We start from the raw sequence: 23,364 nt of genomic DNA, 5'->3' as shown, positions 1-23,364 counted from the left end.
AGTCGACGAGCGGAGGTGTCCATGACCGCTCTTCCCGAGCAGTTCGGCGCCTGGATGGCCGGAGCCCTCGACGAAGCCGCCCGCTGTGCCGAGTCAGGCGACGTGCCGGTGGGCGCGATCGTCGTCGACGCGCACGGTCGTGTGATCGGGCGAGGTCACAACGAGCGAGAAAAACTGCAGGATCCGACGGCCCACGCCGAGGTCACCGCCCTTCGTGCCGCCTCGGCCGTCACCGGCGACTGGCACCTCACCGGGTGCACCCTCGTGGTGACCCTGGAGCCGTGCCCGATGTGCGCCGGGGCGATCCTCGCCGCGCGCGTGCCGCGCGTGGTCTTCGGGGCGTGGGACGACAAGGCCGGTGCCGCGGGCAGCCTCTACGACGTGCTCCGAGACCGGCGGCTGCCGTTCCGCTCCGAGGTCTACGCCGGTGTGCGCGAGCACGAGTGCGCCGCTCTGCTGCTCGACTTCTTCGCGACCCGTCGCTGACCTGCTCCGAGACACCGCTTTTCGGTCGCGACACCGTCGATGAGCGGTGTTCGCCCCGAAAGGTGGTGTCGATCGCGACCCGTCGAGCTCAGTCGGCGGCGCGGATCACGATCGCGTCGGTCGGCGGAGCGACGGCGTTGGGCTCGGCCCACACGTCGGGCTCGATGTAGATGACGCGGGCCACCGGGACGGCGGCGCGGATCCTGGTCTCGATCGCATTGATCGCCGCTGCCACGTCAGAGAGCAGCATTCGCCCGCCGAGGGCTACCTTCACGCCGACGAGCAGCTCGTCCGGGCCGAGGTAGAGGGTCTTCATGTGGATGATGTTCTCGACTTCGGGGCCGGTCGTGATCGCCGAACGGATCGATGCGACGTCGGTCGCCGACGCGCCCTCGCCGACGAGCAGGCTCTTCGTCTCGATGCCGAGGATGATCGCCACGAGGATGAGCAGCGCGCCGATGAGCACGGTGCCAAGGGCGTCGAACAGGCTGTTGCCGGTTGCCGCCGTCAGGCTGACGCCGAGCGCAGCGAAGATGAGACCGGTGAGGGCCGCGGTGTCTTCGAGAAGGAGAACGGGAAGCTCGGGAGCCTTGGCCCGACGGATGAACTGGAACCAGCCCTGGTTGCCCTTATGCGGGCGGGCCTCACGAAGGGCTGTGCGCAGCGAGAAGCTCTCGAGGAGGATCGCGATGCCGAGCACGACGAGCGGCAGCCACACGTTCTCGAGCTCGTGCGGGTGCTGCAGCTTCTCGATGCCTTCGTAGAGCGAGAAGACACCGCCGACCGAGAACAGGATGATCGACACGACGAAGGCGTAGACGTAGCGCTCGCGGCCGTAGCCGAAGGGGTGCTCCTCGTCGGCGGCGCGCTTCGAGCGACGTCCGCCCAGCAGGAGGAGGAGCTGGTTGGCGGAGTCGGCGATCGAGTGGATGCCCTCGGCGAGCATCGAGGCCGATCCGGAGAAGGCCCACGCGATCAGCTTGACGACGGCGATGCCGAGGTTGGCGCCGAGTGCGGCGAAGATCGCCTTCGTGCCGTGGCCGCCACCGTGGCCGGCCCCGGATTCGGTGGTCGCGGATCCTGATTCGCTCGCCATGGCTGTCTCGTTCCTTGTGCGCCCCGGGCCGCTGTCGCCCCTGTCGGTCTCGCCAATCCTAGGATGGGTCGCATGACGACGACCCTCCCCGCCACAGCGATTCTCGGAGCCGGTTCGATGGGTGGCGCGATCCTCGCCGGGCTCGTGCGGCCGGAGGTGACCGTCGAGGGCGGGCTCCGCGTCACCAACCGCACGGAGGCGAAGGCGGCGCCACTCCGACACGGGGGAGTGCTGTCGCTCGCTACCGAGACCGATCCGTCGGCCAACGCCTCGGCGGTGACCGGGGCGAAGCTCGTTCTCATCGGCGTGAAGCCCTACATGGTGCTCGACCTGTTGCGCGAGATGGCGCCGATCCTCGAGCGGGGCACGATTGTCGTGAGCCTCGCCGCCGGCATCACCATTGCCGCGATGGAGGCCGTCCTCCCCGACCACGTCGTCGTGCTCCGCTCGATGCCCAACACTCCCGCGGTCGTCGGACTGGGCGTGACCGGCCTCGCGGGCGGCAGCCGGTCGAGCGACGCCGACGTCGCACTCGCTCGAAGCCTCTTCGCCTGTGTCGGCGAGGTCGTCACCATCCCCGAAGACAAGATCGACGCCCTGTCGACGATCTCGGGATCAGGGCCCGCCTACGTCTTCTACCTCATCGAAGAGCTGACCCGCGCAGCTGTCGACCTCGGCTTCACCGACCATCAGGCATCGGTGATGGTGCAGGGCACCTTCCGGGGGGCGTCCGAGTTGCTCGCTCACGACGTCACGCCGCCCGAGGAGCTCCGCCGCCGCGTCACCAGCCCGAACGGCACGACCGAGAAGGCGGTCGAGGTGCTCCAGTCGGGCGGCCTCAAAGACCTTTTCGACCGGGCGACGGCGGCGGCGCTCACCCGCGCTAAGGAGATCGCGGCCGAATAGGCGCGCGACCGCCACCTGATACCGGGTCGGCGAATCAGAGGAAGCGAAGGATCCGCGGAGCCCCGCTCACCTCAGCTCTCGAGCGCGCTGAACCGCTCGAGATCGGACTCGGTGCCGCTGACGATGATGAGGTCGTGATCGCCGACCACTGTCTCGGGGCGTGCCTCCATGAAGGCACCGCCGGGGCCCTTGACCCCGACGATCGTCACGCCGAACTTCGGCAGCACCTTGCACGAACCCAGGGTCTGCCCGCGCACCGATTTCGGCGGGTACATCTTCACGATCGCGAACTCGTCATCGAACTCGATGTAATCGAGCATTCGGCCCGAGACGAGGTGCGCGACGCGCTCGCCGGCCTCCGCCTCGGGGTAGATGACGTGGGTGGCCCCGATGCGGGTCAGGATCTTGCCGTGCGAGGTCGAGATGGCCTTCGCCCAGATCTGCGGGATGCCGAGATCGACGAGGTTCGCCGTGATAAGCACGCTGGCCTCGATCGACGAGCCGACGCCCACCACCGCGATCGAGAAGTCGGTCGCACCGATCTGACGCAGGGCGTCGATGTCGCGGGCGTCCGCCTGCACAGCGTGCGTGACCCGGTCAGCCCACTTCTGCACGAGCGAGATGCTCGTGTCGACGACCAGCACGTCGCGATCCTGGCGCTCCAGCTGGCCCGCGGTCGCGGCGCCGAAGCGTCCGAGTCCGATCACGAGGACGGGTGCGTCGTGCGAGATCCGCTCAACCAACGATGGGCCTTTCTTCGGGGCGGGTGAAGAGCTGTCGACGCTGACTGTTGGCCAGGGCGACGGCGAGCGTCACTGTACCAACGCGTCCCATCCACATCGTGACCGCGAGCACGTACTTAGCGGCGTCCGGCAGGTTGTCGGTGAGACCGACCGAGAGTCCGCAAGTCGCGAACGCCGAGATCACCTCGAAGAGCACTTCGGAGAGGCTCGCCTTGGTGATCTGCAGGATCACGACGGTCGCGACGGCGACGATGGTCGCACCCCAGAGCGCAACGCTGACGGAGAGCCGGAGGACGTCGGAGGGGATCCTGCGCCCGAAGACCTCGATGCTCCGATTGCCGCGAGCCTCGGCGACTGCGGCGAGGAACAGCACGGCGAGCGTCGTCACCTTGAGGCCGCCGGCCGTCGAGGCGGAGCCTCCGCCGATGAACATGAGCATGTCGGTGACGATCAGGCTCGAGTCGTGCAGGTCGGAGATGTCGATGGTCGAGAACCCGCCCGACCTGGTCATCGTGCTCAAGAACAGCGACTGGAAGATCGTCGTACCGGCGTCTTTGCTGCCGAAGGTCTGCGGGTTGTCGAACTCGAGCACGATGTAGACGATCGTGCCGAGCACGAGCAGGATCAGCGTCGTGACGAGCGTCAGCTTGACGTGCAGCGACCAGCGCCTCGGATGCAGCGGGTTGCGGGTGATCGCGTAGATGACAGGAAACCCGATGCTGCCGAGGAAGACGGCCACCATCAGCAGCCCGAGAAAGTAGAAGTCGTCTTGGAAAGCCGACAGGCCTGCCTCGTTCGGCACGAATCCGGTGTTCGTGAATGCCATTGCCGCGTAGTAAAAGCTGTCGAGTATCGCCGTGCCGATGGGGATCCCGTCCACCAGCATGCGCGGAATGAGCAGCAGGCCGATCACGAACTCGATCGCGAGAGCGCTGATGGCGACCGTGGTGAGCAGCCCGCCGACTTCGCCGAGCCGAACCGCCTGCCCCTCGGGCACCGGGCCCGCGTGACCGCGGAGGGGATTCGAGTCGCTCGCCGCGAGAAGCTTCGAGCGGAGCCCGAGTCGACGCGAGACGACGAGGCCGAGGATCGAGGCCACCGTCAGCACGCCGATCGCACCGATCTGCACGCCGACGAAGATCACGACGTGCCCAAAGGGCGACCAGTGCGTCGCCATGTCGACCGTGGCCAGTCCGGTGACGCAGATGACCGACACCGCGGTGAAGAGCGAGTCGGCGATCGGCGTCACCTCACCCGACGTCGAGGTGATCGGCAGCATGAAGATCGCCGTGAACAACAGGATGAGCGTGGTGAAGATGAGGATCGCGAACCGAGCGGGCGACTTTCGGCTGACGTCGTCGACGCCCTCGCGGAACGCCTCCCAGGGGGTGCGCGACGGGCGGAGAGCCTTGGCCGAACCTCGCGAGAACGCGCCTCCGGCGGGCTGCGTCGACTCCGGATTCGTCGACGGCGGTGCTGTCGCCACCTGGCCTCCCACCCCGCCGAATTCACCCGAAAACCGTCATGGTACTCCCGGCCCCGCATCGATAGCCTGAGCAGCATGGCCGACATCTTCGCTGTGATCGCCGACCCGACTCGTCGTGAGCTGCTCCGCGTTCTCCGAGGGGAGCCACTCGCGGCAGACCCTCTTCGTGAGCTTTCTCTGCGAGGCGACCCGAAGGATCCTGCGTTCCGCCCCCTCCCCGGCGCCGCGGGGCAACCCGGCCCCGCGACCGAACCCGGCCCCGCTGTCGAGCACAGCGTCGGCGAGCTCGTCGTCGCGCTCGGCCTCAGCCAGCCCACCGTGTCGAAGCATTTGCGCGTGCTCCGCCTCGCCGGCCTCGTGCACGTGCGCGAAGACGGTCAGCACCGCTACTACAGCCTCGACAGCAGGCCGCTCGAACGGGTCGACGCCTGGCTCGCGCCGTTCCTGCCCGAGGTCGACTTCGCCGCGGTCGTGCCGTTGCGCTCGGGCGTGGTCGGCGTGCCGGCGCCCCTCCGTCGGGCTGCCCAGAACCTCCCGGATGTGGGTGACGTAGGTGCGACCCTGGGGCGCGCTGTCGCCGGGGCGCGGAGCCGGATCCTCGACCCCGCCAAGAAGCGTCTCGGGCACCGCGAATAGGGGTGACGCTGCGGCTGGACAGCGAGTCACATGCGCCTCTAAGGTAGCCACGGGGCACACGAGAAACACTCAGGCGGCCCCGAGTCGCCGATCGCTCCCGCCGGGGGCGAGCCTCTCCGGGGCAGTCGGCCCGAAACCTTAGGCAGGAACATGTCGGACGACCTGACGGACGTGCGTTTTCTCACGGTGGCCGAAGTGGCTGACATGATGCGCGTGTCGAAAATGACCGTCTATCGGATGGTCCATTCCGGCGAGCTGCCCGCCATTCGCTTCGGTCGCTCGTTCCGAGTGCCCGAGACGGCTGTCGCTGCCGTGCTTCGCGGTGGCATTCGCGACGTCGGCTGATCGGCCGTCTGTTCGCTCCGATGGCTCGGTTCGTTTTTCGCTGGCCTGGCGAGTAGACTGACGCGAAGTATTTTTCCGCGGTTCTTGCAAATGGGGCCCGGTACTGCACGGTCTTTGAATCCCAAAGGTCCCGTTTCAAGAAATCTGTGAGGTCCCCTATGGGTTCTGTTATCAAGAAACGCCGCAAGCGCATGGCGAAGAAGAAGCACCGCAAACTGCTTCGTAAGACTCGTCACCAGCGTCGCAACAAGAAGTAGAGCGCTGAGCACGTCTTAGAGCTTCGCTATTCGGTCGTCACCCTCGGGTGGCGGCCGTTTTGCGTGCCGGGCTCGGGTGCGTGCCATCTCCGCCCCGAGGTCGCTTGGGCCGCGAGCCCCTTGCCGAGTGCCGCCTATTGCCGCCGGTGCCGGGCTCCCACGTGCAATGGGCGGCACTCGGGAAGGGGCTCGGTTCTCGTCACTCGGCGCTGGGCGCTGGGTGCTGGGTGCTCGGGGCACGTGCCGGGCTCGGCGGTACGCTGGGGGAGTGCCCGTTCCCCACGTCACTCTGCTCACGAAGCCCGGCTGCCATCTCTGCGATGACGCCCGGCAGGCCCTTGAGGCCGTTCTCGACGAGGTCGAGTTCCGTGGGGCCCGCGACTACGACGAACTGTCGATCCTCGACGATCCGTCACTGGCCGAGGAGTACGCCGAAGAAATTCCCGTCGTGCTGATCGATGGCCGCGTCCACACCATCTGGCGGGTCGACCCCGAGCGGCTCCGTACCGCTCTTCGTGCCGCCGCACCTTCTGCCTCTTCTGACCCGAACCGAAAGGCCGATTCATGAGTGTCAAGCACATCGTCATCTGGAGCATCGCCGCAACCGACGAGACGGAGAAGGCCGAAGCGATCGCGCGCATCACGTCGGCGCTTACCGGCCTCGTCGGTCGCATCGGGTCGATCCGGTCGCTGACCGTCGGGCTCAACGGCGCCTATCCCGACAAGAACGGTGACCTCGCCGTCGTCGCCGATTTCGACGACTTCGAGGGGCTCGACGAGTACCAGAACCACCCCGACCACCTCGAGGTGGCTGCGCTCGTGCGCTCCCTCGTGTCGGGTCGGGCTGCGATCGACTACGAGTACTGAGCGGCACCGGCCGCTGAGGGTGCTGACCGCTGAGGGCGCCGGCCGCTGTCGGCGCCGGCCGCCGACGGCGCCAGCGCCGTGCCGAGATCGCACTTGGCGTCGGGTGCAGGCGACTTCTTCTGCGATCTCGGCGCAGGTTCAGCTCGGCGCGACCCGCAAGGTGGCCTGAACTACCGGCCGCGGGCCGTTTTCGCGGAGATCCGGCCATCTCGCGGCCCTGCGCCGCCGCGCGCGCCGCGGCACGCCAACCGAGAGGACGCAAAACGCCCTCCGCGCCGAAGCGGGAGGGCGTTTTGTGCACTCTCGGCGTACGAGCCGCCGGCGTACGAGCCGCCAGCGAACGAGCCGCCAGCGAACGAGCCGCCAGCGAACGAGCCGCCAGCGAACGAGCCGCCAGCGACCTACGGCTCGAGCCGCGTCGGCCCGCGGAACAGGAACGTCGTCTCTCGCAGGTTCGGCAGGTGCAGCATCAGCATCAGCACGCGCGCGAGGCCCATGCCGAAGCCACCGTGCGAGGGCACGCCATAGCGGAAGAAGTCGAGGTAGCCCGACAGCTCTTCGGGCTCAAGGCCCTTCGAGCGTGCCTGCTCTTCGAGCACGTCGATGCGGTGCTCGCGCTGGGCCCCCGTCGAGATTTCGGTGCCGTTGAAGATGAGGTCGTAGCTGTTGGTGAGCGACGCATCGCCCTCGTGCCGCATGTGATAGAACGGCCGGATGCTCGAGGCGTAGTCGGTGAGGAAGACGAACTCGTGCCCGTACGTCTCTTTCACGTAGGCCGCGATCTGACGTTCGCCCTCGGGGTCCATATCGTCGTCGGCGCGGGGCACCTCGTAGCCGCGGGAGGCCACGATTTCTTTGGCCTCGGCCAGCGGGATGCGCGGGAACGGCACGGTCGGCACGACCAGGTCGATGTCGAACAGCTCCTTGATCGCGGCGCCGTGCTTGTCGGCGACAGCCTGGAAGCCAGCGACCATGAGCTCTTCGTGCAGCTTCATGACGTCTTCGTGCGACTCGATCCAGCTGACCTCGGCGTCGATGGAGGTGAACTCGGTCGCGTGGCGGCTGGTGAACGACGGGTCGGCGCGGAACGCGGGCCCGACCTCGAAGATCTTGCCGAAACCGGCCGACTGCGCCATCTGCTTGAAGAACTGGGGGCTCTGCGAGAGGAACGCGCTGCCCTCGAAGTACTCGACGCGGAACAGCTCAGCCTTCGACTCGCTCGCCGAGGCCATGAGCTTGGGGGTCTGCACCTCGACGAAGTCGTGCTCGACCCAGTAGGTGCGGAGCGCGTGGAGGAAGGTTGTCTGGATCTTGAAGATCAGGGCGTTCTTCGGCACGCGAAGGTCGAGAAAGCGCCAGTCCATGCGCTTGTCGATGCCCGAGTCGTCGGCAATCGGGGTCTCGGGGATCGCGAGGGCGGCCACATCGAGACCGTCGAGCTTGACCTCGACCCCGCCGAGCTTGACGCGCTCGTCGTGCTTCAGCTCGCCGGTGGCCGTGAGGAAGGTGCCCTGCGAGAGCGAGGAGATGGTCTCGGAGACGGCGGTGGCGATGGCCGCGCCCTCGTCGTCGAACGAGCGGGGCGACACCAGCTGAACGGCGCCGGACTCATCGCGAAGGACGACGAACTGCACCTTCTTCTGATCGCGGACCGTCTCGACCCATCCGGACACCGACACGGGCCCGTCGGAGGAGGCAGCAAGGTCTTTGATAAGGGTGCGTTCAGTCACGAGCCCTGAGTTTACGGTAGGGCTGACTCTCTCGACGCCGAGCAAGGTCCTCCCTGTGGAAAACCCTGGTGGGAGGTGTGACGAGTCGCGCAATCTACACTGGATGCCGTGCCCGCGAACCAGATCCACCTCGTCCGTCATGGCGAGGTGTTCAACCCCGACGGCGTCCTCTACGGGCGTATCGAGGGGTTCGGGCTCTCCGAGCTCGGTCATCGAATGGCCGAGACGAGCGCCGAGGCGCTGAAGGCGGAGGGCGCCCCGGTCGCGGCGATCATCGCCAGCCCCCTGCAGCGCACGCAAGAGTCAGCGGCACCGTGGGCTCGGCTTTTCGACCGTGAGATCCAGACCGACGAGCGCCTTATCGAGCCGACCAACAAATTCGAGGGGCGGGCGGGCGGCTTCACGAAGGCCCTCACGCGTCCGAGCGAGTGGCCCTGGATCGCGAATCCGCTCAAGCCCAGCTGGGGTGAGGCCTATGTGAGCATCGCCGCTCGCATGCTGGCGGCCGTCGACACTGCCTGGCGCAGTGTCGACTCTGGCGACATCGTTCTCGTCAGCCACCAGCTGCCCATCTGGATGGTCCACCGAACCCTTGCCGGCCAGAGGCTCTTCCACGACCCTCGCCATCGCCGGTGCACCCTGTCGAGCATCACGACGCTCGAGCACCGCGACGACGCGTTCGTCGAGGTGGGCTACCGCGAGCCGGCCGCCGCCCTGCAGACTTCCGCCCTCGATTCTGGAGCCGTGTGATTCCGAAACGCCCCTCGACCCTCGTCCGTCTCTCCGTGGTGGCTGCGGCTCTCGCCCTCGGCCTGACCGGCTGCTCCTCGAGCAACCTGCTCTCTCAGTACCAGAGCGGCTCGAACAAGAACTACATCTCGGGCGACGGCACGATCACCGAGATCGAGCCCGCCGACCGCAAGCAGCCCGTCGAGTTCACTGCCACGACCGACGAAGACGCCTCGATCTCGCGCTCGACCTACGAGGGCAAGGTCGTCGTGCTCAACTTCTGGTACGCCTCGTGCCCGCCGTGCCGGGTCGAGGCCCCCGACCTCGAGTCGCTCAGCAAGAAGTACGCCGATCAGGGCGTGCAGTTCATCGGCGTCAACGTGCGCGACGAGAAAGACACCGCTCGCGCCTTCGCCCGATCCTTCAAGATGACCTACCCGTCCGTCGTCGACTCGGGCAACGCCACGGTGCAGCTCGCGCTGGCCGGAGCCCGGGGCAGCGCCAACGCGACGCCCACGACGATCGTCCTCGACAAGAAGGGGCGTGTCGCGTCGAGCATCCTCGGCGAGGCCGACAAGGGCGTCTTGAACACCCTGATCAGCGACACGCTCGCAGAGAAGAACTAGGTGTATCAGGGCAACCCCTTCTTCGAGGCGGTCACGAGCGGCCAGCTGCTGGTAGCGCTTCCCGTGGCCGTGCTCGCGGGCATCATCTCGTTCGTGTCGCCGTGCGTGCTCCCGCTCGTGCCCGGTTACCTCGGCTACATCGGGGGTCTGCAGAGCGGAGCGCAGGATCCCACGGGTCGCCGAAAAGACCGTGGCCGTCTCGTGCTCGGGGTCGTCCTTTTCGTGCTGGGTTTCACGCTGGTGTTCGTGGCGTTCAATACCGCGGCGGGTGTGCTCGGATTCTGGTTTCTCGAGTGGCGAAACGTGATCACCCGGATCCTCGGTGTCGTCGTGATCCTCATGGGGCTCGTCTTCATCGGCAACTTCCCGTTCTTCCAGCGCACCGCGAAGCTCCAGATCAGCCCGAAGGTGGGCCTGGCGGGCGCGCCGTTGCTCGGTGTCGTCTTCGGCCTCGGCTGGAGCCCCTGCCTCGGCCCGACGCTCACGGCCATCACGGCCCTGTCGCTCAATTCCGGGTCGGCCGGGCAAGGGTTTCTGCTGGGGCTCTTCTACTGCCTGGGCCTCGGGCTCCCGTTCCTTTTCGTGGCGCTCGGCCTTGGCTGGATGACGCGCACGATCGCATTCGTCAAAAGGCACGTTCGTGCCGTCAACCTTGTGGGAGGCACCCTTCTCGTGGTCATCGGAGTTCTCATGGTCGCCGGGGTCTGGAGTGACCTCATGTCGCGCCTCGGGGTGGTGATCTCCAGCTATGGCACGGTCGTCTGATTCGAACGGGCCCGTCGAGCCCGCGGAGCCCCAGGTCGACGGCACCTCCGACCGCACCGACGAGCGGGCCGACCCGCTTCGGCCGAGCGACCACATCGACTCCGTCGAGCAGGTCGACTCCGACTCCGGCATCACGCAGCCGAAGCTCGGGTTCGTCGGCTATCTCCGCTTTTTCTGGCGACAGCTCACGAGCATGCGCACGGCGCTGCTCCTGCTTATGCTGCTCGCCCTGGCGGCCGTGCCGGGTTCGCTGGTGCCGCAGACGTCGTCCGACCCCAACGGCGTCGTTCAGTACAAGACCGACCATCCGCAGCTGTACCCGATCCTCGACAAGCTCGGGCTGTTCTCGACGTTCACGACGCCGTGGTTCTCGGCCGTCTACCTGCTGCTGTTCATCTCGCTCGTCGGCTGCATCATCCCGCGCGTGAAGCACCACCTCGAGGCGCTCCGCTCCGCGCCGCCCAAGACTCCGGCGCGGTTGTCGCGCCTGGCCGGATTCCAGACGCACCAGGCTCCGACTGTCACCGGCGACACGGCACCCGTCTCGGCCGAGATCGCTGTCGCCACGGCCCGCCAGCACCTTCGCCGCGCCGGCTACCGCACCCGCGTCTACGGCGACTCGGTCAGCGCCGAGCGCGGTTACCTGCGCGAAACCGGAAACCTGGTGTTCCACACGGCCCTGCTCGGAGTGCTCGTCACGGTCGGTATCGGCGGCGGCTTCGGCTACACCGGTCAACGTGTCGTCGTCGAGGGGCAGACGTTCTCGAACGTGCTGGGCTCGTACGACTCGTTCAACCCGGGCCGTTTCTTCTCCGACTCTCAGCTCAAGCCGTTCAACATCGCGATCGACAAGTTCACCGTCAAGTACGAAGACAAGATCATCGACGCGATCGGTACGCCGACCGACTACACGACCTACGTCACGACCTCGCAGCCCGGCCAGGCGAGCAAGAAGACGACGATCAAGGTGAACGACCCCCTTTCGATCGGCGGATCGAACGTCTACCTGCTCGGCAACGGCTATGCGGTCGACGTGACGGTGCGCGATGGCGAGGGCAATATCGCCCTGAAAGACACGATCCCGTTCCTTCCGCAGGATTCCAACCTGACCTCGCTCGGTGTCATCAAAGTGCCGGACGCCAAACCGACTCAGCTCGGAATGATCGGGTTCTTCTACCCGAGCGCCACCAAGCTCTCGAGTGGGGCACTGGCCTCGAACTACCCGGACGACATCAACCCCAAGCTCACGCTCAGCGTCTATGCGGGCGACCTCGGCCTTGACGACGGGGTTCCGCGCTCGGTCTACGAACTCGACACGGTCGGGCTCAAGCCAATTGCCGCGACGGGCAGCAATGCAGTCGAGAAACCGCTCACCCTCGAGCCCGGCCAGACGGTCAAGCTCCCGAACGGCCTCGGCTCGGTGCAGTTCAACGACGTCAAGCGGTTCGTGTCTCTCGACATCCACCACGACCCCACGCAGATCTATGTGCTCGTCTTCGCGATACTCATCGTCCTCGGCCTGCTGACCGGGCTGTTCGTGCCGCGTCGGCGCGTCTGGGTCAAGGCCGTGCAGGGTGACGACGGGCTCCGAATCGAATACGCGGGTCTCGCCCGCGGAGAAGACCCGACTCTCGAGAGAGCAGTCGACGATCTCGCCAAGAAACATCTGGCCGCACTCACCCCGAAGACGGCCTCGGATCGACGTAAGGTGTCATCGTGACGTCAGCAGAATTCTCGACCCTGTGCCTCTACGCGGCCTACTCGGCGATCGCGATCTACGTGATCGCGTTCATCGCGTTCGCGCTCGACCTCGCCAAGCGCTCGGGCGACGCGCAGATCGCCGCGACGGCGGCACTCAAGGCACAGTCGCGTCAGTCGGCACTGGCCGGCGCTAGCGCGAGCGCAGGATCCACCGGCAGCGCCGGGGGCACCCTCCTCCTCGAGCGCACCGACGTCACTGAGCCCGGCGAGACGGCCCGCCGCTCGTCGAAGTTCGAGCGCATCGGCATCTCGATGATGGTGCTCGGGCTCGCCGTTCACATCGCCTCCGTCGTCTTCCGTGGTCTCGCCGCGGGGCGTGTGCCGTGGGCCAACATGTTCGAGTTCGGACTCACCGGTACCGCTCTCATCGTCGGTGTCTTCCTGCTGGTCAACCTCGTCGTCGACCTTCGCTACCTGGGCGCCTACGTGATGGGCCTCAACCTGATCCTGCTGGGCGTCGCGGTCGTCAACTTCTACGTGACGGTCAGCCCGCTCGTGCCGGCCCTGCAGTCGTACTGGCTCGTCATCCACGTGTTCGTCGCGTGTCTCGGCACGGCTTTCTTCGCCATCGCCGGTGGGCTCTCTGCGGCGCAGATCATCCAGGAGCGTCGCGAGGCCTCGAAGAACGCCGGCATCAAGCTGTTCGACACCCTCCCCGGGGCCGAGCGCCTCGAAGACCTGGCCTACCGCATCGCCCTCGTCGGCTTCGTGCTCTGGACCTTCACCCTCATCGCCGGCGCCGTCTGGGCCGAGAAGGCGTGGGGTCGCTACTGGGGCTGGGACACCAAAGAGGTCTGGACCTTCATCATCTGGGTCATCTATGCCGGATACATCCACGCCCGGGCCACTCGTGGCTGGCGCGGCGCCCGGTCGTCGTGGCTGTCGCTGGTCGGCTTCGCCGCGGTGATGTTCAACTTCTCGATCGTGAACCTGTTCTTCAAGGGTCTGCACGCCTACTCCGGGCTGTAGACCGAAGCCCTAGCGATCGGCAGAGGCCCACTCGGTCGGCACAGACCCGCTCGATCGGCACAGACCCGCACAGTCGGCAGAAACACCGCTCCTAGGGCAGGTGTTTAGGCCGACTGAGCGGGTTTAGCGCGCTTCGAGCACCTCGTACGCCGCCCGCACCCGGTCGAGCCACCACGCTCGGCGCCCGACCGGAGCGGCGGAGGCCCGCAGGAGGTCGACATCGACGTCGACCCGTCGCACGTCGATGCCGCCGCTCTCCGGCAGCAGCGGCTCGCGCGAGACGTCGGCGGTGAGCATGGCCGCCGTGCCGAGCCCGCAGTCGTGGTCGAGGGTCGGCACGGCAGCGGCGAGGTGGGCCCCCATCGACAGCCCGACCGACGTGTCGATCGCACTCGAGACGACGACGGGCAACCCGGCTTCCTCGACGATGTGCGACGCTGCGGTCACCCCGCCCAGCGGTTGAGCCTTGATCACGAGCAGGTCGGCGGCGCCGGCGCGAGCGACTGCGAGCGGGTCGGCAGCTTTGCGCACGCTCTCGTCGGCGGCAACCGGGACGCCCGTTTCCGCGGCACGCACGGCGGCCAACTCGGCGACGGTTCGGCACGGCTGCTCCACGTACTCCAGGTCGAACGGCGCGAGCGCCTCCAATGCGCGGAGCGTCTCGTCGACCGTCCAGTGCATGTTGGCGTCGACGCGCACGCGCCCACCGGGCCCGACGAACTCGCGGGCTGCTGCAACCCGTGCGACGTCGTCGGCGAGGGTCTGGCCAGGTTCGGCCACTTTGACCTTGACGGTGCGGCAGCCGGCATAGCGGGCGAGGATCGAGGGCACCAGGTCGGCCGCGACGGCGGGGAGAGTGGCGTTGACCGGGATCCTCGTCCGCAGCGTTTCAGACGGGTGGCCCCAGCCGAAGTCGACGGTCGCGGCGAGCCACGACGAGGCCTCGGCGGCGTCGTACTCGACGAACGGGCTGAACTCGGACCAGCCGTTCGGCCCCTCGACGAGAAGCGCCTCGCGCACGTCGACCCCGCGAAAGCGATTGCGGAGCGGCAGGGCGACCACGAACGCGTCGCGGGTGAGGTCGCCGAGCGGGGGCAGCGGCGGAGGGGAGGGGAGCATGCCCCGAGTCTTCCACTCGGCCCCGGTCGATAGGCTGGCGGCATGAGCGACACCGTCTCCGACCTGTTCGATCCGACCGAGTGGCGAGAGGCGCCGGGAGCGGGTGAGCTCACCGACATCACGTACCACCACGACGTGAACGGCCAGGTCGCGCGCATCGCGTTCGACCGCCCCGAGGTGCGCAATGCCTTCCGGCCGCACACGGTCGACGAGCTCTACCGCGCTCTCGACGACGCGCGCATGAACCCGAAGATCGGCGTCGTGCTGCTCACCGGCAACGGCCCCAGCGCGAAAGACGGCGGCTGGGCATTCTGCTCGGGCGGAGACCAGAGGATCCGGGGGCGAGACGGTTACAAATACGAAGGTGACGAGGCCCTGAAGCCCGACCCCGCCCGCAACGGCCGCCTGCACATCCTCGAGGTGCAGCGGCTCATGCGCACCATGCCGAAGGTCGTCATCGCCGTCGTTCCCGGCTGGGCCGCGGGCGGTGGCCACTCGCTTCACGCCGTCGCCGACCTGACGATCGCCAGTCGCGAGCACGGTCGGTTCAAGCAGACCGACGCCGACGTCGGCTCGTTCGACGGCGGCTACGGCAGCGCCTACTACGCCCGGCAGATCGGCCAGAAGCTGGCTCGCGAGGTGTTCTTCCTCGCCCAGGAGTACTCCGCCCAGCGTGCCTACGAGATGGGCGCCGTCAACGCCGTCGTCGATCACAAAGACCTCGAAGTCGAGGCTCTCCGCTGGGCCCGGATCATCATGGGCAAGTCGCCGACGGCGATCCGCATGCTGAAGTTCTCCTTCAACGCCGTCGACGACGGCATGGTCGGCCAGCAGGTGTTCGCCGGCGAGGCGACGCGGTTGGCGTACGGCACCGACGAGGCGGTCGAAGGCCGCGACGCGTTCCTCGAGAAGCGCTCGCCCGACTGGTCGCCCTACCCCTGGCAGTTCTGACGTGAGCGCGGTCTCGCTGTGACGCACGAGCTCCGGGCGATCGACGCGCGCTCACCACAGGCAGTGATGGTCGCGCTGCGTGCCGCGCTGTCTGGCGGACCGGCGATCAACCCCCGCACCGACAACTCGGTGCCGGTCGACCTTCCGGCGGAGGTCGAGAAACGCGTCGCGGTCGTCATCGAGACGAGCGGCTCCACTGGGCAGACGAAGCGTGTCGCCCTGTCGGCCGGTGCCCTGCTCTCCGGCGCCGCGGCGGCCGATGCTGCCCTGAGCGGCCCGGGGCAGTGGGTCCTGGCTCTGCCGGGGCACTACGTCGCGGGGCTCAACGTGCTGGTCCGGTCGATCGCCGCCGACACCGAGCCGGCGCTGCTGCCGGTGGGGCACTTCGATCCGCAGGCGTTCCTCGACGCGGCGGCAAGTCTCACTCACGCGGTCCGGTACACGTCGCTGGTGCCCGCTCAGCTCGGCCGTGTGCTCGATCTCGCCGAGGTCGATCGGGCGGGCCAGCGGATCCTCGGCCGCTTCGACGCGGTCCTCGTCGGTGGGCAGGCCACGCCCGCGGCGCTTTTGGCCCGTGCCGAGAAGGCCGGTGTGCGGGTCGTGCGCACCTACGGGTCGAGCGAGACCAGTGGCGGTTGTGTCTACGACGGCGTTCCGGTCGGCCAGACGCTGGCCGCAGTGGTCGACGGCCAGCTCGAGCTCTCCGGGCCGACTCTCGCCGAGTACTACCTGCGCGATCCCGCTCGCACCGAGGCCGCCTTCGTCGAGCGCGAGGGGCGGCGGTGGTACCGCACCGGAGACGCAGGATCCGTCGGCCCCGACGCCAGGGTCACTGTGATCGGCCGACTCGACGACGTGATCATCTCGGGCGGCGAGAAGGTCTCCCTCGGCGTGGTCGAGCGCGCGGTCCGCGAGTTGCCGGGGTTCGCCGACGCAGTCGTGGTCAGGGCGCCGTCGGAGCGTTGGGGCGAGGTGCCCGTCGTGGTCGCGGTCGCGCCGCCGATCGACCTCACTGCTCTTCGCGCAGCCGTGACCTCGGTCGTGGGCCGATCGGCTGCACCCGACCGTCTCGTCGTCGTCGATTCCATTCCGCTGCTGCCGAGCGGCAAACCCGACCGTGCACAGCTGGCGCGCCTCGCATGAGATAGGTGACATAATGCATACCCACTGAGCTGATCGAGCGCGAGGGGGATGGCATGCAACAGAGAGCGATGCGGCACGACATCACCGGCCTCCGCGCGCTCGCCATCGTCCCGGTCGTCGCCTTCCACGCCGGAGTGCCCGGGTTTTCCGGCGGCTTCGTCGGAGTCGACGTCTTCTTCGTCATCTCGGGCTTTCTCATCACGGGGCAGCTCCTCCGCGAGCTCGAGACGACCGGCCGCCTCCACCTCGGCCGCTTCTGGGCCAAGCGCCTCCGCCGCCTCGTGCCCGCGGCTGCACTGATGATCGTCTTGACCTTGCCCCTGGCACTGCTCTTTCTCCCGCCGGTCAACTGGCTGTCGATCGGTAAGCAGGCGGGTGCGGCGCTGCTCTTCGTGTCGAACTTTTTCTTCGCCCGGCAGTCAGACGACTACTTCACCCACGACCTGATGGTGCCGCAGCCCTACCTCCACACCTGGTCGCTGAGCGTCGAAGAGCAGTTCTACCTCGTGTGGCCCGTGCTGCTCGTCGCCGTGGTGAGCGTGGCCGTGCGGGCCGGATGCCGGCCACGAGTGGCTCTCGCGGCGGTGTTCGGGGTCGTCGGGGCCGGATCCTTGGCCCTGTCGGCTTTTGCGACGCCGTCCCACCCGCAAGCGGCTTTCTATCTGCTACCTACCCGCGCCTGGGAGTTCGCACTCGCCGGCCTGCTCGCGCTCGTTCCCGTCGGCCTGATCGGGTCGGGCGTGGTTCGCGCGCTCTGCGGCGGTATCGGAGTGTTCGGCCTCGTGGCGATCGTTGTCGGGCTGCCGTCTGATGCTCCCTACCCGGGTAAGGCCGCGATGCTTCCCGTCGCGGCCACGCTGCTGGTGATCGTCGGTGGTCTCGGTCCGCCCTCGCGCTCGACGGCACTGCCCACGCGGGTGCTCGAGGCGCGACCGCTCCGTTTTCTCGGCACGGTGTCGTACTCCTGGTATCTCTGGCATTGGCCGCTCATCGTTCTCCTGCCCGTGGCCCTGCGCTCCGAATCGCCCTGGATTCGCATCGCCGCGGGCCTTCTCGCTCTCGTCGTCGGCGCTTCGGCCTATGCCTTCTTCGAGAACCCGGTCCGGTTCGCTCCACCTCTCGCCCGATCGGCACGGGTCTCGTTCGTCGCAGCCGGCGCCTTCGTGCTGGTGGCCGGCGTCTTCTCGGGCGCCACCTGGTTTCAAGGGCGATCGGCCGCTGAGGCGGCAGAGCAACTCGCCGCGACTTCGTCGGACGAGCTGCCGTCCGACGCGTGCCTCTCGACAGAGAAATCGGCGTCGGGGGTTCCTCTCTGCATCCTGGGCGATGTGACGAGCTCGACCGTGGTGGTCGTCGTCGGCGACTCCCACGCCGGCCATTTCGAGGCGGCTCTCGGCGAGGCGGCCCGGCGCGAGAAGATCCGCCTCGTCTACCGCTGGCGGAGCGCCTGTCCGGCGATCGACGTGACGACGGTCATGACGACCGGCAAGGCTCCCGCGGGGTGTCAGGCGTTTCGCGACGAGACGGCGCGCGTGGTCGCTGACCTGCACCCGACGGCGGTCGTGATCTCGCAGGCCGAGGCCTACCTCGGTCGGATTCGCTCGACGAAGGGCGCGGTGCTCGCCGAATCCGCGCAGAAAAAGGTCTGGGTAGACGCCTACGAGAAGTGGATCGACCAGACGTCGAGGTCGACCGGCGAGATCGCGGCGATCCGAGACAATCCCCGATTTCACTACGACCCCGGCGCCTGCCTGGCGGCGCCGGGCGGCACGGCGCGCTCCTGCGCCTCGCCCCGCGGCGAGGCACTCGACCAGATCGCACCCCTGCAGGCGCTCTCGGCGCGAGTTCAGGCGCAGCGCGGCGTCGCGCCGATCTTTACCACGACCGACCGCCTCTGCGACTACGACGAGTGCAAGGTCGAGGTCGAGGGCGTCAAGGTCTACCGCGACTACAACCACCTCGCGCCGCAGTACACCGCGACGCTCGGGCCCGCGCTCGGCCTCTTTCTGCGCGAGGCGGTCGACCGGGCCGAGGCTCGGGCGGCGTCGGGCGGCTGACTCGTGTCGGGCCGCCCCCGAGCCTGAATTCAGTGGTACCCGTAACGTCTGCGGCGCTTACCTGCTACCCCGCGACGGTAAACTTCCGGCGTGTCCCAGTCGAAGTCGAAGAGCAAGTCCACGCGCAAACCCGCCGGTCGTCCGGGCGGGCGACCCGGTCGCGTTCCTGCGCGGAAGGCGACGGCAAGCGATTGGATCGCGGGAGCCCGCCCCCGCACCCTCACGCTCGCCATTGCGCCGGTCGCGCTCGGCAGTGCGGCCGCCAACCAGTCCAATGCGTTCGACTGGCCGCTCGCCGTCCTCTGCCTCGTGGTCGCGCTGTTCCTGCAGATCGGCGTCAACTACGCCAACGACTACTCCGACGGCATCCGCGGCACCGACAAGTACCGCGTGGGCCCGGCCCGTCTGACCGGGGGTGGCGTCGCCAATCCCAAGCGTGTTCGCAACGTCGCGTTCGTCTCGTTCGGCGTCGCCGCTCTCGCGGGCATCGCCATCGTGGTCGTCACCCAGTTCTGGTGGCTGCTCCTCGTGGGCGCCGTCTGTGTGATCGCCGCGTGGTTCTACACCGGGGGCAAGCGCCCCTACGGTTACAACGCGATGGGCGAGATCTTCGTCTTCGTCTTCTTCGGCCTGGTCGCGACTCTCGGCACCGAGTTCGTGCAAGAGCACGTCCTTCAGTCGTGGGGCTGGGTCATGGCCGTGATGATCGGCCTCTTCTCGTGCGCCGTGCTGATGATCAACAACATTCGCGACATCCCGCAAGACGCCCAGGCCGGCAAGCGAACTCTCGCCGTTCTCCTCGGCGCCCGCTGGTCGCGGGCGGCCTATGCCCTCTTCCTGTTGCTGCCGTATGTGCTGATGATCTTCTTCCTGATCTTCTTCGTCAACGCGGGCTATGTCTACTTCACGTTGATCCTGACGCTTCCCGCGCTCATCATCGGCGTGACGGCGAAAACGCCGAAAGAGATGATCCTCGCTCTGAAGCTGTCGTCGTTCTCAGCGCTGGCCTTCTCGCTCGCGCTGGCGGCCGTGATCTTCTTCTTGCAGCTCGGCTGACCCAGAGCTCGACGCCGCTGCACTAACCGTTTGACGCAGTGCTTACTGAATTTTCGGTAAGCCGTGCGTGAAACGGTTAGCAATGCCACACGGGCAAAACCCGCGGCCGTTAGTCGTCTTCGGACGGCGCAGCGCGGCGAGCGGGCTTGCGGTCGAGCCCGGCGTCTTCGGCGTCGGCGTCGTCATCGCGGGCGGGAGCCTCACGGCGCTTGGCGAGGTTCTCGGCGACGCCCGCGCGCAGCCGGCCGAAGAAGATGTACGAGATCAACAGCGCGAGCACTGCGGCGACACCCGCGGCGACGTAGACGGTGAACACCGGCACGAGGCTCAGAACGGCGAAGAGGACCGCGAACAGCCCGATGCGGGCACCCGTGTAGAGAAGAGCAGCTTTCACGTGGGGCAGTCTAGGTCAGGCGATTCGGCGCCCCCTTCGAGCGACTCTCTCAGGTGCCCCGCCTAGGCTCACGGCATGGTCAAAGGGCTGATCGTTCTTCTGGTGGCTGCGGTCGCCTTCATCGTCTATGCCCTGGTCGACTGCGCTTTCACCGAGCGGCACCGTGTGCGTTCGCTGACCAAACCGATCTGGGCACTTCTCATCGTGGTTCTTCCGGTGATCGGCGCCGTCCTGTGGTTGTTGCTCGGCAAGGCGGGGCGCGCCGACGGCCCGCGCTTGATCGCTCCCGACGACGACCCCGACTTTCTCGGTCGGGCTGCGGCACCGGTGAGCGACCGTGAGCGGGAGTCGCTCGACGAACGCATCCGCAAGCTCGAAGAGGAGCTGGCCGAGCGCGATGACGACGGCCCGGGCAAGCCCACGCGCTGACCGTCCCTCCACCACCGGGTGGCACACTGAAGACGTGCCCACCCTCCCTGCTCCGAGCGGCAGCCCCGCGACCGATTTCGCCGTCCTCCTTCTGGCTGAGCTCGAATCCGCTGGCGTCCGCGACGTCGTGCTTAGCCCCGGATCCCGCTCTCAGTCCCTCGCTCTCGCGGCCGCAGAATTCGAGGCGGCGGGGCGTCTCCGCCTGCACGTGCGCATCGACGAGCGGTCGGCCGGTTTTCTCGCGCTGGGTCTCGCCATCGAGAGTGGAATCCCCACGGCCGTGGTGACGACGTCCGGCACCGCGGTGGCGAACCTGCATCCGGCCGTCCTCGAAGCTCACCACTCGGGCGTCCCCCTCCTGCTGCTGACGGCCGATCGCCCCACCGAGATGCGCGGAATCGGCTCGAACCAGACAACCCACCAGCCGGCCCTGTTCGGCGAGGCGCTGCGGTTGCTCCGTGACGTCGAGGCCCCGTCCGACACCGGTGTCGACGCCGTCGCCGTCCGCCAGCTGGTGAGCGAGTCGATGTCGGCGTCCCTCGGGCGCTCGAGTTCGCCCGGTCACCCTGCAGCCCCCGGCCCCGTCCAGCTCAACATCGCCTTCCGCGAGCCGCTCTCCGCCCCGGTCACGACGCTTCCCGAGGCGCGAGAGCAGAGCCGGGCAAGCGACCAGACCCAGAAACACGGCCAGAACGCAGGATCCGCGCCCACCCTCCCCACCCTCCCCGCATCCCACGCACCCTTCGCGCTCGAGGTCGATGCTGACCCGGCCACCGTCGTGGTGGCCGGCCACGCGGCCGGGCCCGTCGCCGAAGAGACCGCCCGCCTGCTCGGCGCCCCGCTCGTCGCCGAGGTCTCGAGCGGCGCACGATTCGGCCCGAACCTCGTGCCCGCCTACCGACTGCTGCTCGACGACGTGGGCTTCGGCGGCGCCGTCCGGCGCGTAGTCGTCTTCGGGCATCCGACGCTGACGCGACAGATCCCGGCGCTGCTGAAGCGCGAGGGCGTCGAGGTGATCGTGGTGCGCGGCGGGGTGCCGGAGGCGTACGACCCGAGCAGGAGCGCGACGGTGATCGACGCCGTCGAGGTCACGAGCGGCGCGCACGACCCGGACGACCGTGCCCATCGCGGGTGGGTCGGATCCTGGGTTCACACCGGCCGGGCCCAGCTCGACGACGACGAGACCGCCCCCGACCTCGAGGCGGCTGTCGCCGACGACAGCGCCTCGCGGGCGGAGTTCCTTCGGGGTGAGGTGGAGGCGATCCGGCGGCCGGTCACGCGGCGTGCACTCGTCGAGGCGCTGTGGCGGCTCACCTGGCCGCACGACCGGCTCGTCCTCGGGGCGTCGCGACTGATCCGCGAGGCCGACCTGCACGTTACCGGCAAGAGGATCGCCGTCCACGCGAACCGCGGCCTCGCAGGGATCGACGGCACCATCGCGACAGCCACCGGCATCGGTCTCGCGGCGCAGGCCGGCGGCACGAGTGGAGCTCCCGCGCAGGAGTGGGCGGATGGCGCGGGCGGGATCACGCGAGTGCTCGTCGGAGACCTGACGCTGCTGCACGATGCGGGGTCGCTCCTGTTCGGTGTCGGCGAGGCGAAGCCGAGGATCCAGGTGATCGTCGGCAACGACTCCGGCGGCACCATCTTCGACGGGCTCGAGGTCGCCGGCGTTGCCCCGGAAGCTCTCATGACCAGGGTGCAGCTGACGCCTCAGGTCGCCTCGTTCGACAAACTCGCCGAGGCCTACGGCTGGGAGTACGTGCGGGCATCCACCCGCGGCGAGCTGGAGCAGGCGCTGGCCGGGTCGCGCGGACCGGTGCTGATCGAGGTACCGCTCGCTCGGTGACGCTCATCGGATCCTGGTCTCTTCGTCGGTGGGGTTCGGCTCGCGTCGGGGCGCGGGCGGGTGCCGGGCATAGAGTCGCCGCATGGCAAAGACATGGAAGACCGAGCCGGCCGAGTCCCTTCGAGTGGGCGCCGACGTGCGCCTCGCCGATATCGATCCGGGCTCGACCCCGGGATTCGACGGCGACAAGAAGTACGGAGTGCAGGCTCTCGAATCAGGGGCCGAGCAGCTGTCCGAGCTCCAGGAGAAGCTGTTCGCGGACTCGCGCGCGGGCGGTCGGAAGAGCGTGCTGCTCGTACTGCAGGCAATGGATACCGCCGGCAAGGGCGGGATCGTCCGCCACGTGGTCGGAGCGGTCGACCCGCAGGGCGTCGCGCACCACGCATTCAAGCGTCCGACCGAGGAGGAGCTCGCGCACGACTTCCTCTGGCGCGTGCGCAACCAGCTCCCCGATGCCGGAATGATCGGCGTCTTCGACCGCTCGCACTACGAAGACGTGCTCATCGGGCGGGTTCGCTCGCTCGTGGCCCCGGAGGTCATCGAGAGCCGCTACGACGAGATCAATGCCTTCGAGGCGGAAGTGGCGGCGTCCGGCACGACGATCGTGAAGGTCATGCTGCACATCTCGTCCGATGAGCAGAAGGCTCGACTGGGGGAGCGGCTCGAGCGCCCCGACAAGTTCTGGAAGTACAACCCGGGCGACGTCGACGAGCGGCTCGTCTGGAATGACTATCAGGAGGCGTACGAGATCGCCCTGCGGAAGACGTCGACCGAGGTGGCACCCTGGTTCGTCGTGCCGGCCGATAAGAAGTGGTTCGCTCGGGTGGCCGTTCAGCGGCTGCTGATCGGGGCTCTTCGCGGGCTCGACCTCGACTGGCCGGCCGCCGACTTCGATATCGAGACCGAGAAGGTGCGGCTCGCGACGAGCTGAGGACGTGGCGCGTCGTCGATGACGTGTGACCGC

25 protein-coding genes are annotated in these 23,364 nt (G+C 68.0%); 19 read left to right on the top strand and 6 right to left on the bottom strand.

The window, feature by feature from the left end; genetic code table 11:
* Window positions 1–54 precede the first annotated feature (54 nt).
* A complete protein-coding gene (locus ASF54_RS05790; protein ID WP_084816147.1) occupies window positions 55–486 on the top strand; it encodes a nucleoside deaminase in 432 nt (143 codons plus the stop codon).
* A gap of 88 nt (window positions 487–574) precedes the next feature.
* Here the strand turns inward: ASF54_RS05790 and ASF54_RS05785 are convergent, their stop codons facing one another.
* Window positions 575–1,582 (bottom strand): cation diffusion facilitator family transporter, encoded by a 1,008-nt coding sequence (locus tag ASF54_RS05785; RefSeq protein ID WP_055959703.1) that lies wholly within the window; start codon window positions 1,580–1,582, stop codon window positions 575–577.
* A gap of 72 nt (window positions 1,583–1,654) precedes the next feature.
* Here ASF54_RS05785 and proC point away from each other — a divergent pair, with 72 nt between their 5' ends.
* Window positions 1,655–2,488 (top strand): pyrroline-5-carboxylate reductase, encoded by an 834-nt coding sequence (gene proC / locus ASF54_RS05780; RefSeq protein ID WP_055959701.1) that lies wholly within the window; start codon window positions 1,655–1,657, stop codon window positions 2,486–2,488.
* 71 nt (window positions 2,489–2,559) lie between these two features.
* On the opposite strand, the gene ASF54_RS05775 is transcribed toward proC, so the two are convergent.
* Both ASF54_RS05775 and ASF54_RS05770 read right to left on the bottom strand, forming a co-directional pair.
* Window positions 2,560–3,231, bottom strand: a complete 672-nt coding sequence (locus tag ASF54_RS05775) for a potassium channel family protein (RefSeq protein ID WP_055959699.1) — start codon at window positions 3,229–3,231, stop codon at window positions 2,560–2,562.
* A complete protein-coding gene (locus tag ASF54_RS05770; protein WP_084816146.1) occupies window positions 3,224–4,717 on the bottom strand; it encodes a TrkH family potassium uptake protein in 1,494 nt (497 codons plus the stop codon). The genes ASF54_RS05775 and ASF54_RS05770 overlap by 8 nt, the downstream gene beginning before the upstream one ends.
* A 75-nt stretch (window positions 4,718–4,792) precedes the next feature.
* Between ASF54_RS05770 and ASF54_RS05765 the strand changes: the two genes are divergently transcribed.
* The 5 genes from ASF54_RS05765 (at window position 4,793) to ASF54_RS05750 (ending at window position 6,822) form a co-directional block, all read left to right on the top strand.
* On the top strand, window positions 4,793–5,353 hold the full coding sequence (locus ASF54_RS05765) for an ArsR/SmtB family transcription factor (RefSeq protein WP_055959697.1): 561 nt from the start codon (window positions 4,793–4,795) through the stop codon (window positions 5,351–5,353).
* 150 nt (window positions 5,354–5,503) lie between these two features.
* Window positions 5,504–5,698, top strand: a complete 195-nt coding sequence (locus ASF54_RS05760; protein WP_055959696.1) for a helix-turn-helix domain-containing protein — start codon at window positions 5,504–5,506, stop codon at window positions 5,696–5,698.
* A gap of 158 nt (window positions 5,699–5,856) precedes the next feature.
* A complete protein-coding gene (locus ASF54_RS16040; RefSeq protein WP_003792170.1) occupies window positions 5,857–5,955 on the top strand; it encodes a 30S ribosomal protein bS22 in 99 nt (32 codons plus the stop codon).
* 268 nt (window positions 5,956–6,223) lie between these two features.
* On the top strand, window positions 6,224–6,523 hold the full coding sequence (locus ASF54_RS05755; RefSeq protein WP_055959694.1) for a glutaredoxin family protein: 300 nt from the start codon (window positions 6,224–6,226) through the stop codon (window positions 6,521–6,523).
* On the top strand, window positions 6,520–6,822 hold the full coding sequence (locus ASF54_RS05750; RefSeq protein WP_055959692.1) for a Dabb family protein: 303 nt from the start codon (window positions 6,520–6,522) through the stop codon (window positions 6,820–6,822). Before ASF54_RS05755 ends, ASF54_RS05750 begins: the two co-directional genes overlap by 4 nt.
* Window positions 6,823–7,223: 401 nt before the next feature.
* On the opposite strand, the gene aspS is transcribed toward ASF54_RS05750, so the two are convergent.
* Complete coding sequence (gene aspS / locus ASF54_RS05745) at window positions 7,224–8,552, bottom strand: aspartate--tRNA(Asn) ligase (RefSeq protein WP_055959690.1); 1,329 nt, start codon at window positions 8,550–8,552, stop codon at window positions 7,224–7,226.
* A 108-nt stretch (window positions 8,553–8,660) separates the two neighbouring features.
* Between aspS and ASF54_RS05740 the strand changes: the two genes are divergently transcribed.
* From ASF54_RS05740 to ccsB, 5 genes are read left to right on the top strand one after another with little or no spacing between them, the layout of a single operon-like run.
* Window positions 8,661–9,302 (top strand): histidine phosphatase family protein, encoded by a 642-nt coding sequence (locus ASF54_RS05740; RefSeq protein WP_055959688.1) that lies wholly within the window; start codon window positions 8,661–8,663, stop codon window positions 9,300–9,302.
* The gene (locus tag ASF54_RS05735) at window positions 9,299–9,907 is read left to right on the top strand and encodes a TlpA family protein disulfide reductase (RefSeq protein WP_326934268.1); all 609 of its coding nucleotides are present in this window, start codon (window positions 9,299–9,301) and stop codon (window positions 9,905–9,907) included. The genes ASF54_RS05740 and ASF54_RS05735 overlap by 4 nt, the downstream gene beginning before the upstream one ends.
* Window positions 9,908–10,672, top strand: coding sequence for a cytochrome c biogenesis CcdA family protein (locus tag ASF54_RS05730; protein ID WP_055959687.1), 765 nt, complete (start codon window positions 9,908–9,910; stop codon window positions 10,670–10,672).
* Window positions 10,656–12,392, top strand: a complete 1,737-nt coding sequence (gene resB / locus ASF54_RS05725; protein WP_084815980.1) for a cytochrome c biogenesis protein ResB — start codon at window positions 10,656–10,658, stop codon at window positions 12,390–12,392. The genes ASF54_RS05730 and resB overlap by 17 nt, the downstream gene beginning before the upstream one ends.
* Window positions 12,389–13,402: a c-type cytochrome biogenesis protein CcsB gene (ccsB, locus tag ASF54_RS05720; RefSeq protein WP_055959685.1), complete on the top strand. Its 1,014-nt coding sequence runs from the start codon at window positions 12,389–12,391 to the stop codon at window positions 13,400–13,402. The genes resB and ccsB overlap by 4 nt, the downstream gene beginning before the upstream one ends.
* Before the next feature lie 123 nt (window positions 13,403–13,525).
* Here the strand turns inward: ccsB and ASF54_RS05715 are convergent, their stop codons facing one another.
* Window positions 13,526–14,521: an o-succinylbenzoate synthase gene (locus ASF54_RS05715; RefSeq protein WP_055959683.1), complete on the bottom strand. Its 996-nt coding sequence runs from the start codon at window positions 14,519–14,521 to the stop codon at window positions 13,526–13,528.
* A 42-nt stretch (window positions 14,522–14,563) separates the two neighbouring features.
* Here ASF54_RS05715 and ASF54_RS05710 point away from each other — a divergent pair, with 42 nt between their 5' ends.
* The 4 genes from ASF54_RS05710 to ASF54_RS05695 all read left to right on the top strand — a co-directional run bounded on the left by ASF54_RS05710 (window position 14,564) and on the right by ASF54_RS05695 (window position 19,728).
* Entirely contained in the window at window positions 14,564–15,472 is a 909-nt protein-coding gene (locus ASF54_RS05710) for a 1,4-dihydroxy-2-naphthoyl-CoA synthase (protein ID WP_055959681.1), read from the top strand.
* An 18-nt stretch (window positions 15,473–15,490) separates the two neighbouring features.
* Window positions 15,491–16,615: an AMP-binding protein gene (locus ASF54_RS05705; RefSeq protein ID WP_055959679.1), complete on the top strand. Its 1,125-nt coding sequence runs from the start codon at window positions 15,491–15,493 to the stop codon at window positions 16,613–16,615.
* Between the two features lie 53 nt (window positions 16,616–16,668).
* On the top strand, window positions 16,669–18,672 hold the full coding sequence (locus ASF54_RS05700) for an acyltransferase family protein (protein WP_084815978.1): 2,004 nt from the start codon (window positions 16,669–16,671) through the stop codon (window positions 18,670–18,672).
* Window positions 18,673–18,762: 90 nt separating this feature from the next.
* Window positions 18,763–19,728, top strand: a complete 966-nt coding sequence (locus ASF54_RS05695; RefSeq protein WP_055959675.1) for a 1,4-dihydroxy-2-naphthoate polyprenyltransferase — start codon at window positions 18,763–18,765, stop codon at window positions 19,726–19,728.
* Between the two features lie 109 nt (window positions 19,729–19,837).
* Here the strand turns inward: ASF54_RS05695 and ASF54_RS05690 are convergent, their stop codons facing one another.
* Complete coding sequence (locus tag ASF54_RS05690; protein ID WP_055959673.1) at window positions 19,838–20,122, bottom strand: DUF4229 domain-containing protein; 285 nt, start codon at window positions 20,120–20,122, stop codon at window positions 19,838–19,840.
* A 75-nt stretch (window positions 20,123–20,197) separates the two neighbouring features.
* Between ASF54_RS05690 and ASF54_RS05685 the strand changes: the two genes are divergently transcribed.
* From ASF54_RS05685 to ASF54_RS05675, 3 genes are all read left to right on the top strand, one after another.
* Window positions 20,198–20,551 (top strand): PLD nuclease N-terminal domain-containing protein, encoded by a 354-nt coding sequence (locus ASF54_RS05685; RefSeq protein WP_055959671.1) that lies wholly within the window; start codon window positions 20,198–20,200, stop codon window positions 20,549–20,551.
* Window positions 20,520–22,400, top strand: coding sequence for a 2-succinyl-5-enolpyruvyl-6-hydroxy-3-cyclohexene-1-carboxylic-acid synthase (menD, locus tag ASF54_RS05680; RefSeq protein ID WP_055959669.1), 1,881 nt, complete (start codon window positions 20,520–20,522; stop codon window positions 22,398–22,400). The genes ASF54_RS05685 and menD overlap by 32 nt, the downstream gene beginning before the upstream one ends.
* Window positions 22,401–22,482: 82 nt before the next feature.
* Window positions 22,483–23,331, top strand: a complete 849-nt coding sequence (locus tag ASF54_RS05675) for a PPK2 family polyphosphate kinase (RefSeq protein WP_055959666.1) — start codon at window positions 22,483–22,485, stop codon at window positions 23,329–23,331.
* Window positions 23,332–23,364: the final 33 nt, after the last annotated feature.

This window comes from Frondihabitans sp. Leaf304 (genome assembly GCF_001423105.1).
GTDB lineage: Bacteria > Actinomycetota > Actinomycetes > Actinomycetales > Microbacteriaceae > Frondihabitans.
This window is presented reverse-complemented; position numbering and strand designations above follow the sequence as displayed.

What these genes read in the sequence shown, in the direction of transcription:
- ASF54_RS16040 (WP_003792170.1), top strand. Translation starts at nt 5,857, where the DNA reads ATGGGTTCTGTTATCAAGAAACGCCGCAAGCGCATGGCGAAGAAGAAG.
- menD (WP_055959669.1), top strand. Translation starts at nt 20,520, where the DNA reads ATGACGACGGCCCGGGCAAGCCCACGCGCTGACCGTCCCTCCACCACC.
- ASF54_RS05675 (WP_055959666.1), top strand. Translation starts at nt 22,483, where the DNA reads ATGGCAAAGACATGGAAGACCGAGCCGGCCGAGTCCCTTCGAGTGGGC.
- ASF54_RS05785 (WP_055959703.1), bottom strand. Translation starts at nt 1,582, where the DNA reads ATGGCGAGCGAATCAGGATCCGCGACCACCGAATCCGGGGCCGGCCAC.
- ASF54_RS05685 (WP_055959671.1), top strand. Translation starts at nt 20,198, where the DNA reads ATGGTCAAAGGGCTGATCGTTCTTCTGGTGGCTGCGGTCGCCTTCATC.
- ASF54_RS05790 (WP_084816147.1), top strand. Translation starts at nt 55, where the DNA reads ATGGCCGGAGCCCTCGACGAAGCCGCCCGCTGTGCCGAGTCAGGCGAC.
- resB (WP_084815980.1), top strand. Translation starts at nt 10,656, where the DNA reads ATGGCACGGTCGTCTGATTCGAACGGGCCCGTCGAGCCCGCGGAGCCC.
- ASF54_RS05765 (WP_055959697.1), top strand. Translation starts at nt 4,793, where the DNA reads ATGGCCGACATCTTCGCTGTGATCGCCGACCCGACTCGTCGTGAGCTG.
- ASF54_RS05710 (WP_055959681.1), top strand. Translation starts at nt 14,564, where the DNA reads ATGAGCGACACCGTCTCCGACCTGTTCGATCCGACCGAGTGGCGAGAG.
- ASF54_RS05715 (WP_055959683.1), bottom strand. Translation starts at nt 14,521, where the DNA reads ATGCTCCCCTCCCCTCCGCCGCTGCCCCCGCTCGGCGACCTCACCCGC.
- ASF54_RS05750 (WP_055959692.1), top strand. Translation starts at nt 6,520, where the DNA reads ATGAGTGTCAAGCACATCGTCATCTGGAGCATCGCCGCAACCGACGAG.
- ASF54_RS05700 (WP_084815978.1), top strand. Translation starts at nt 16,669, where the DNA reads ATGCAACAGAGAGCGATGCGGCACGACATCACCGGCCTCCGCGCGCTC.
- ASF54_RS05760 (WP_055959696.1), top strand. Translation starts at nt 5,504, where the DNA reads ATGTCGGACGACCTGACGGACGTGCGTTTTCTCACGGTGGCCGAAGTG.
- proC (WP_055959701.1), top strand. Translation starts at nt 1,655, where the DNA reads ATGACGACGACCCTCCCCGCCACAGCGATTCTCGGAGCCGGTTCGATG.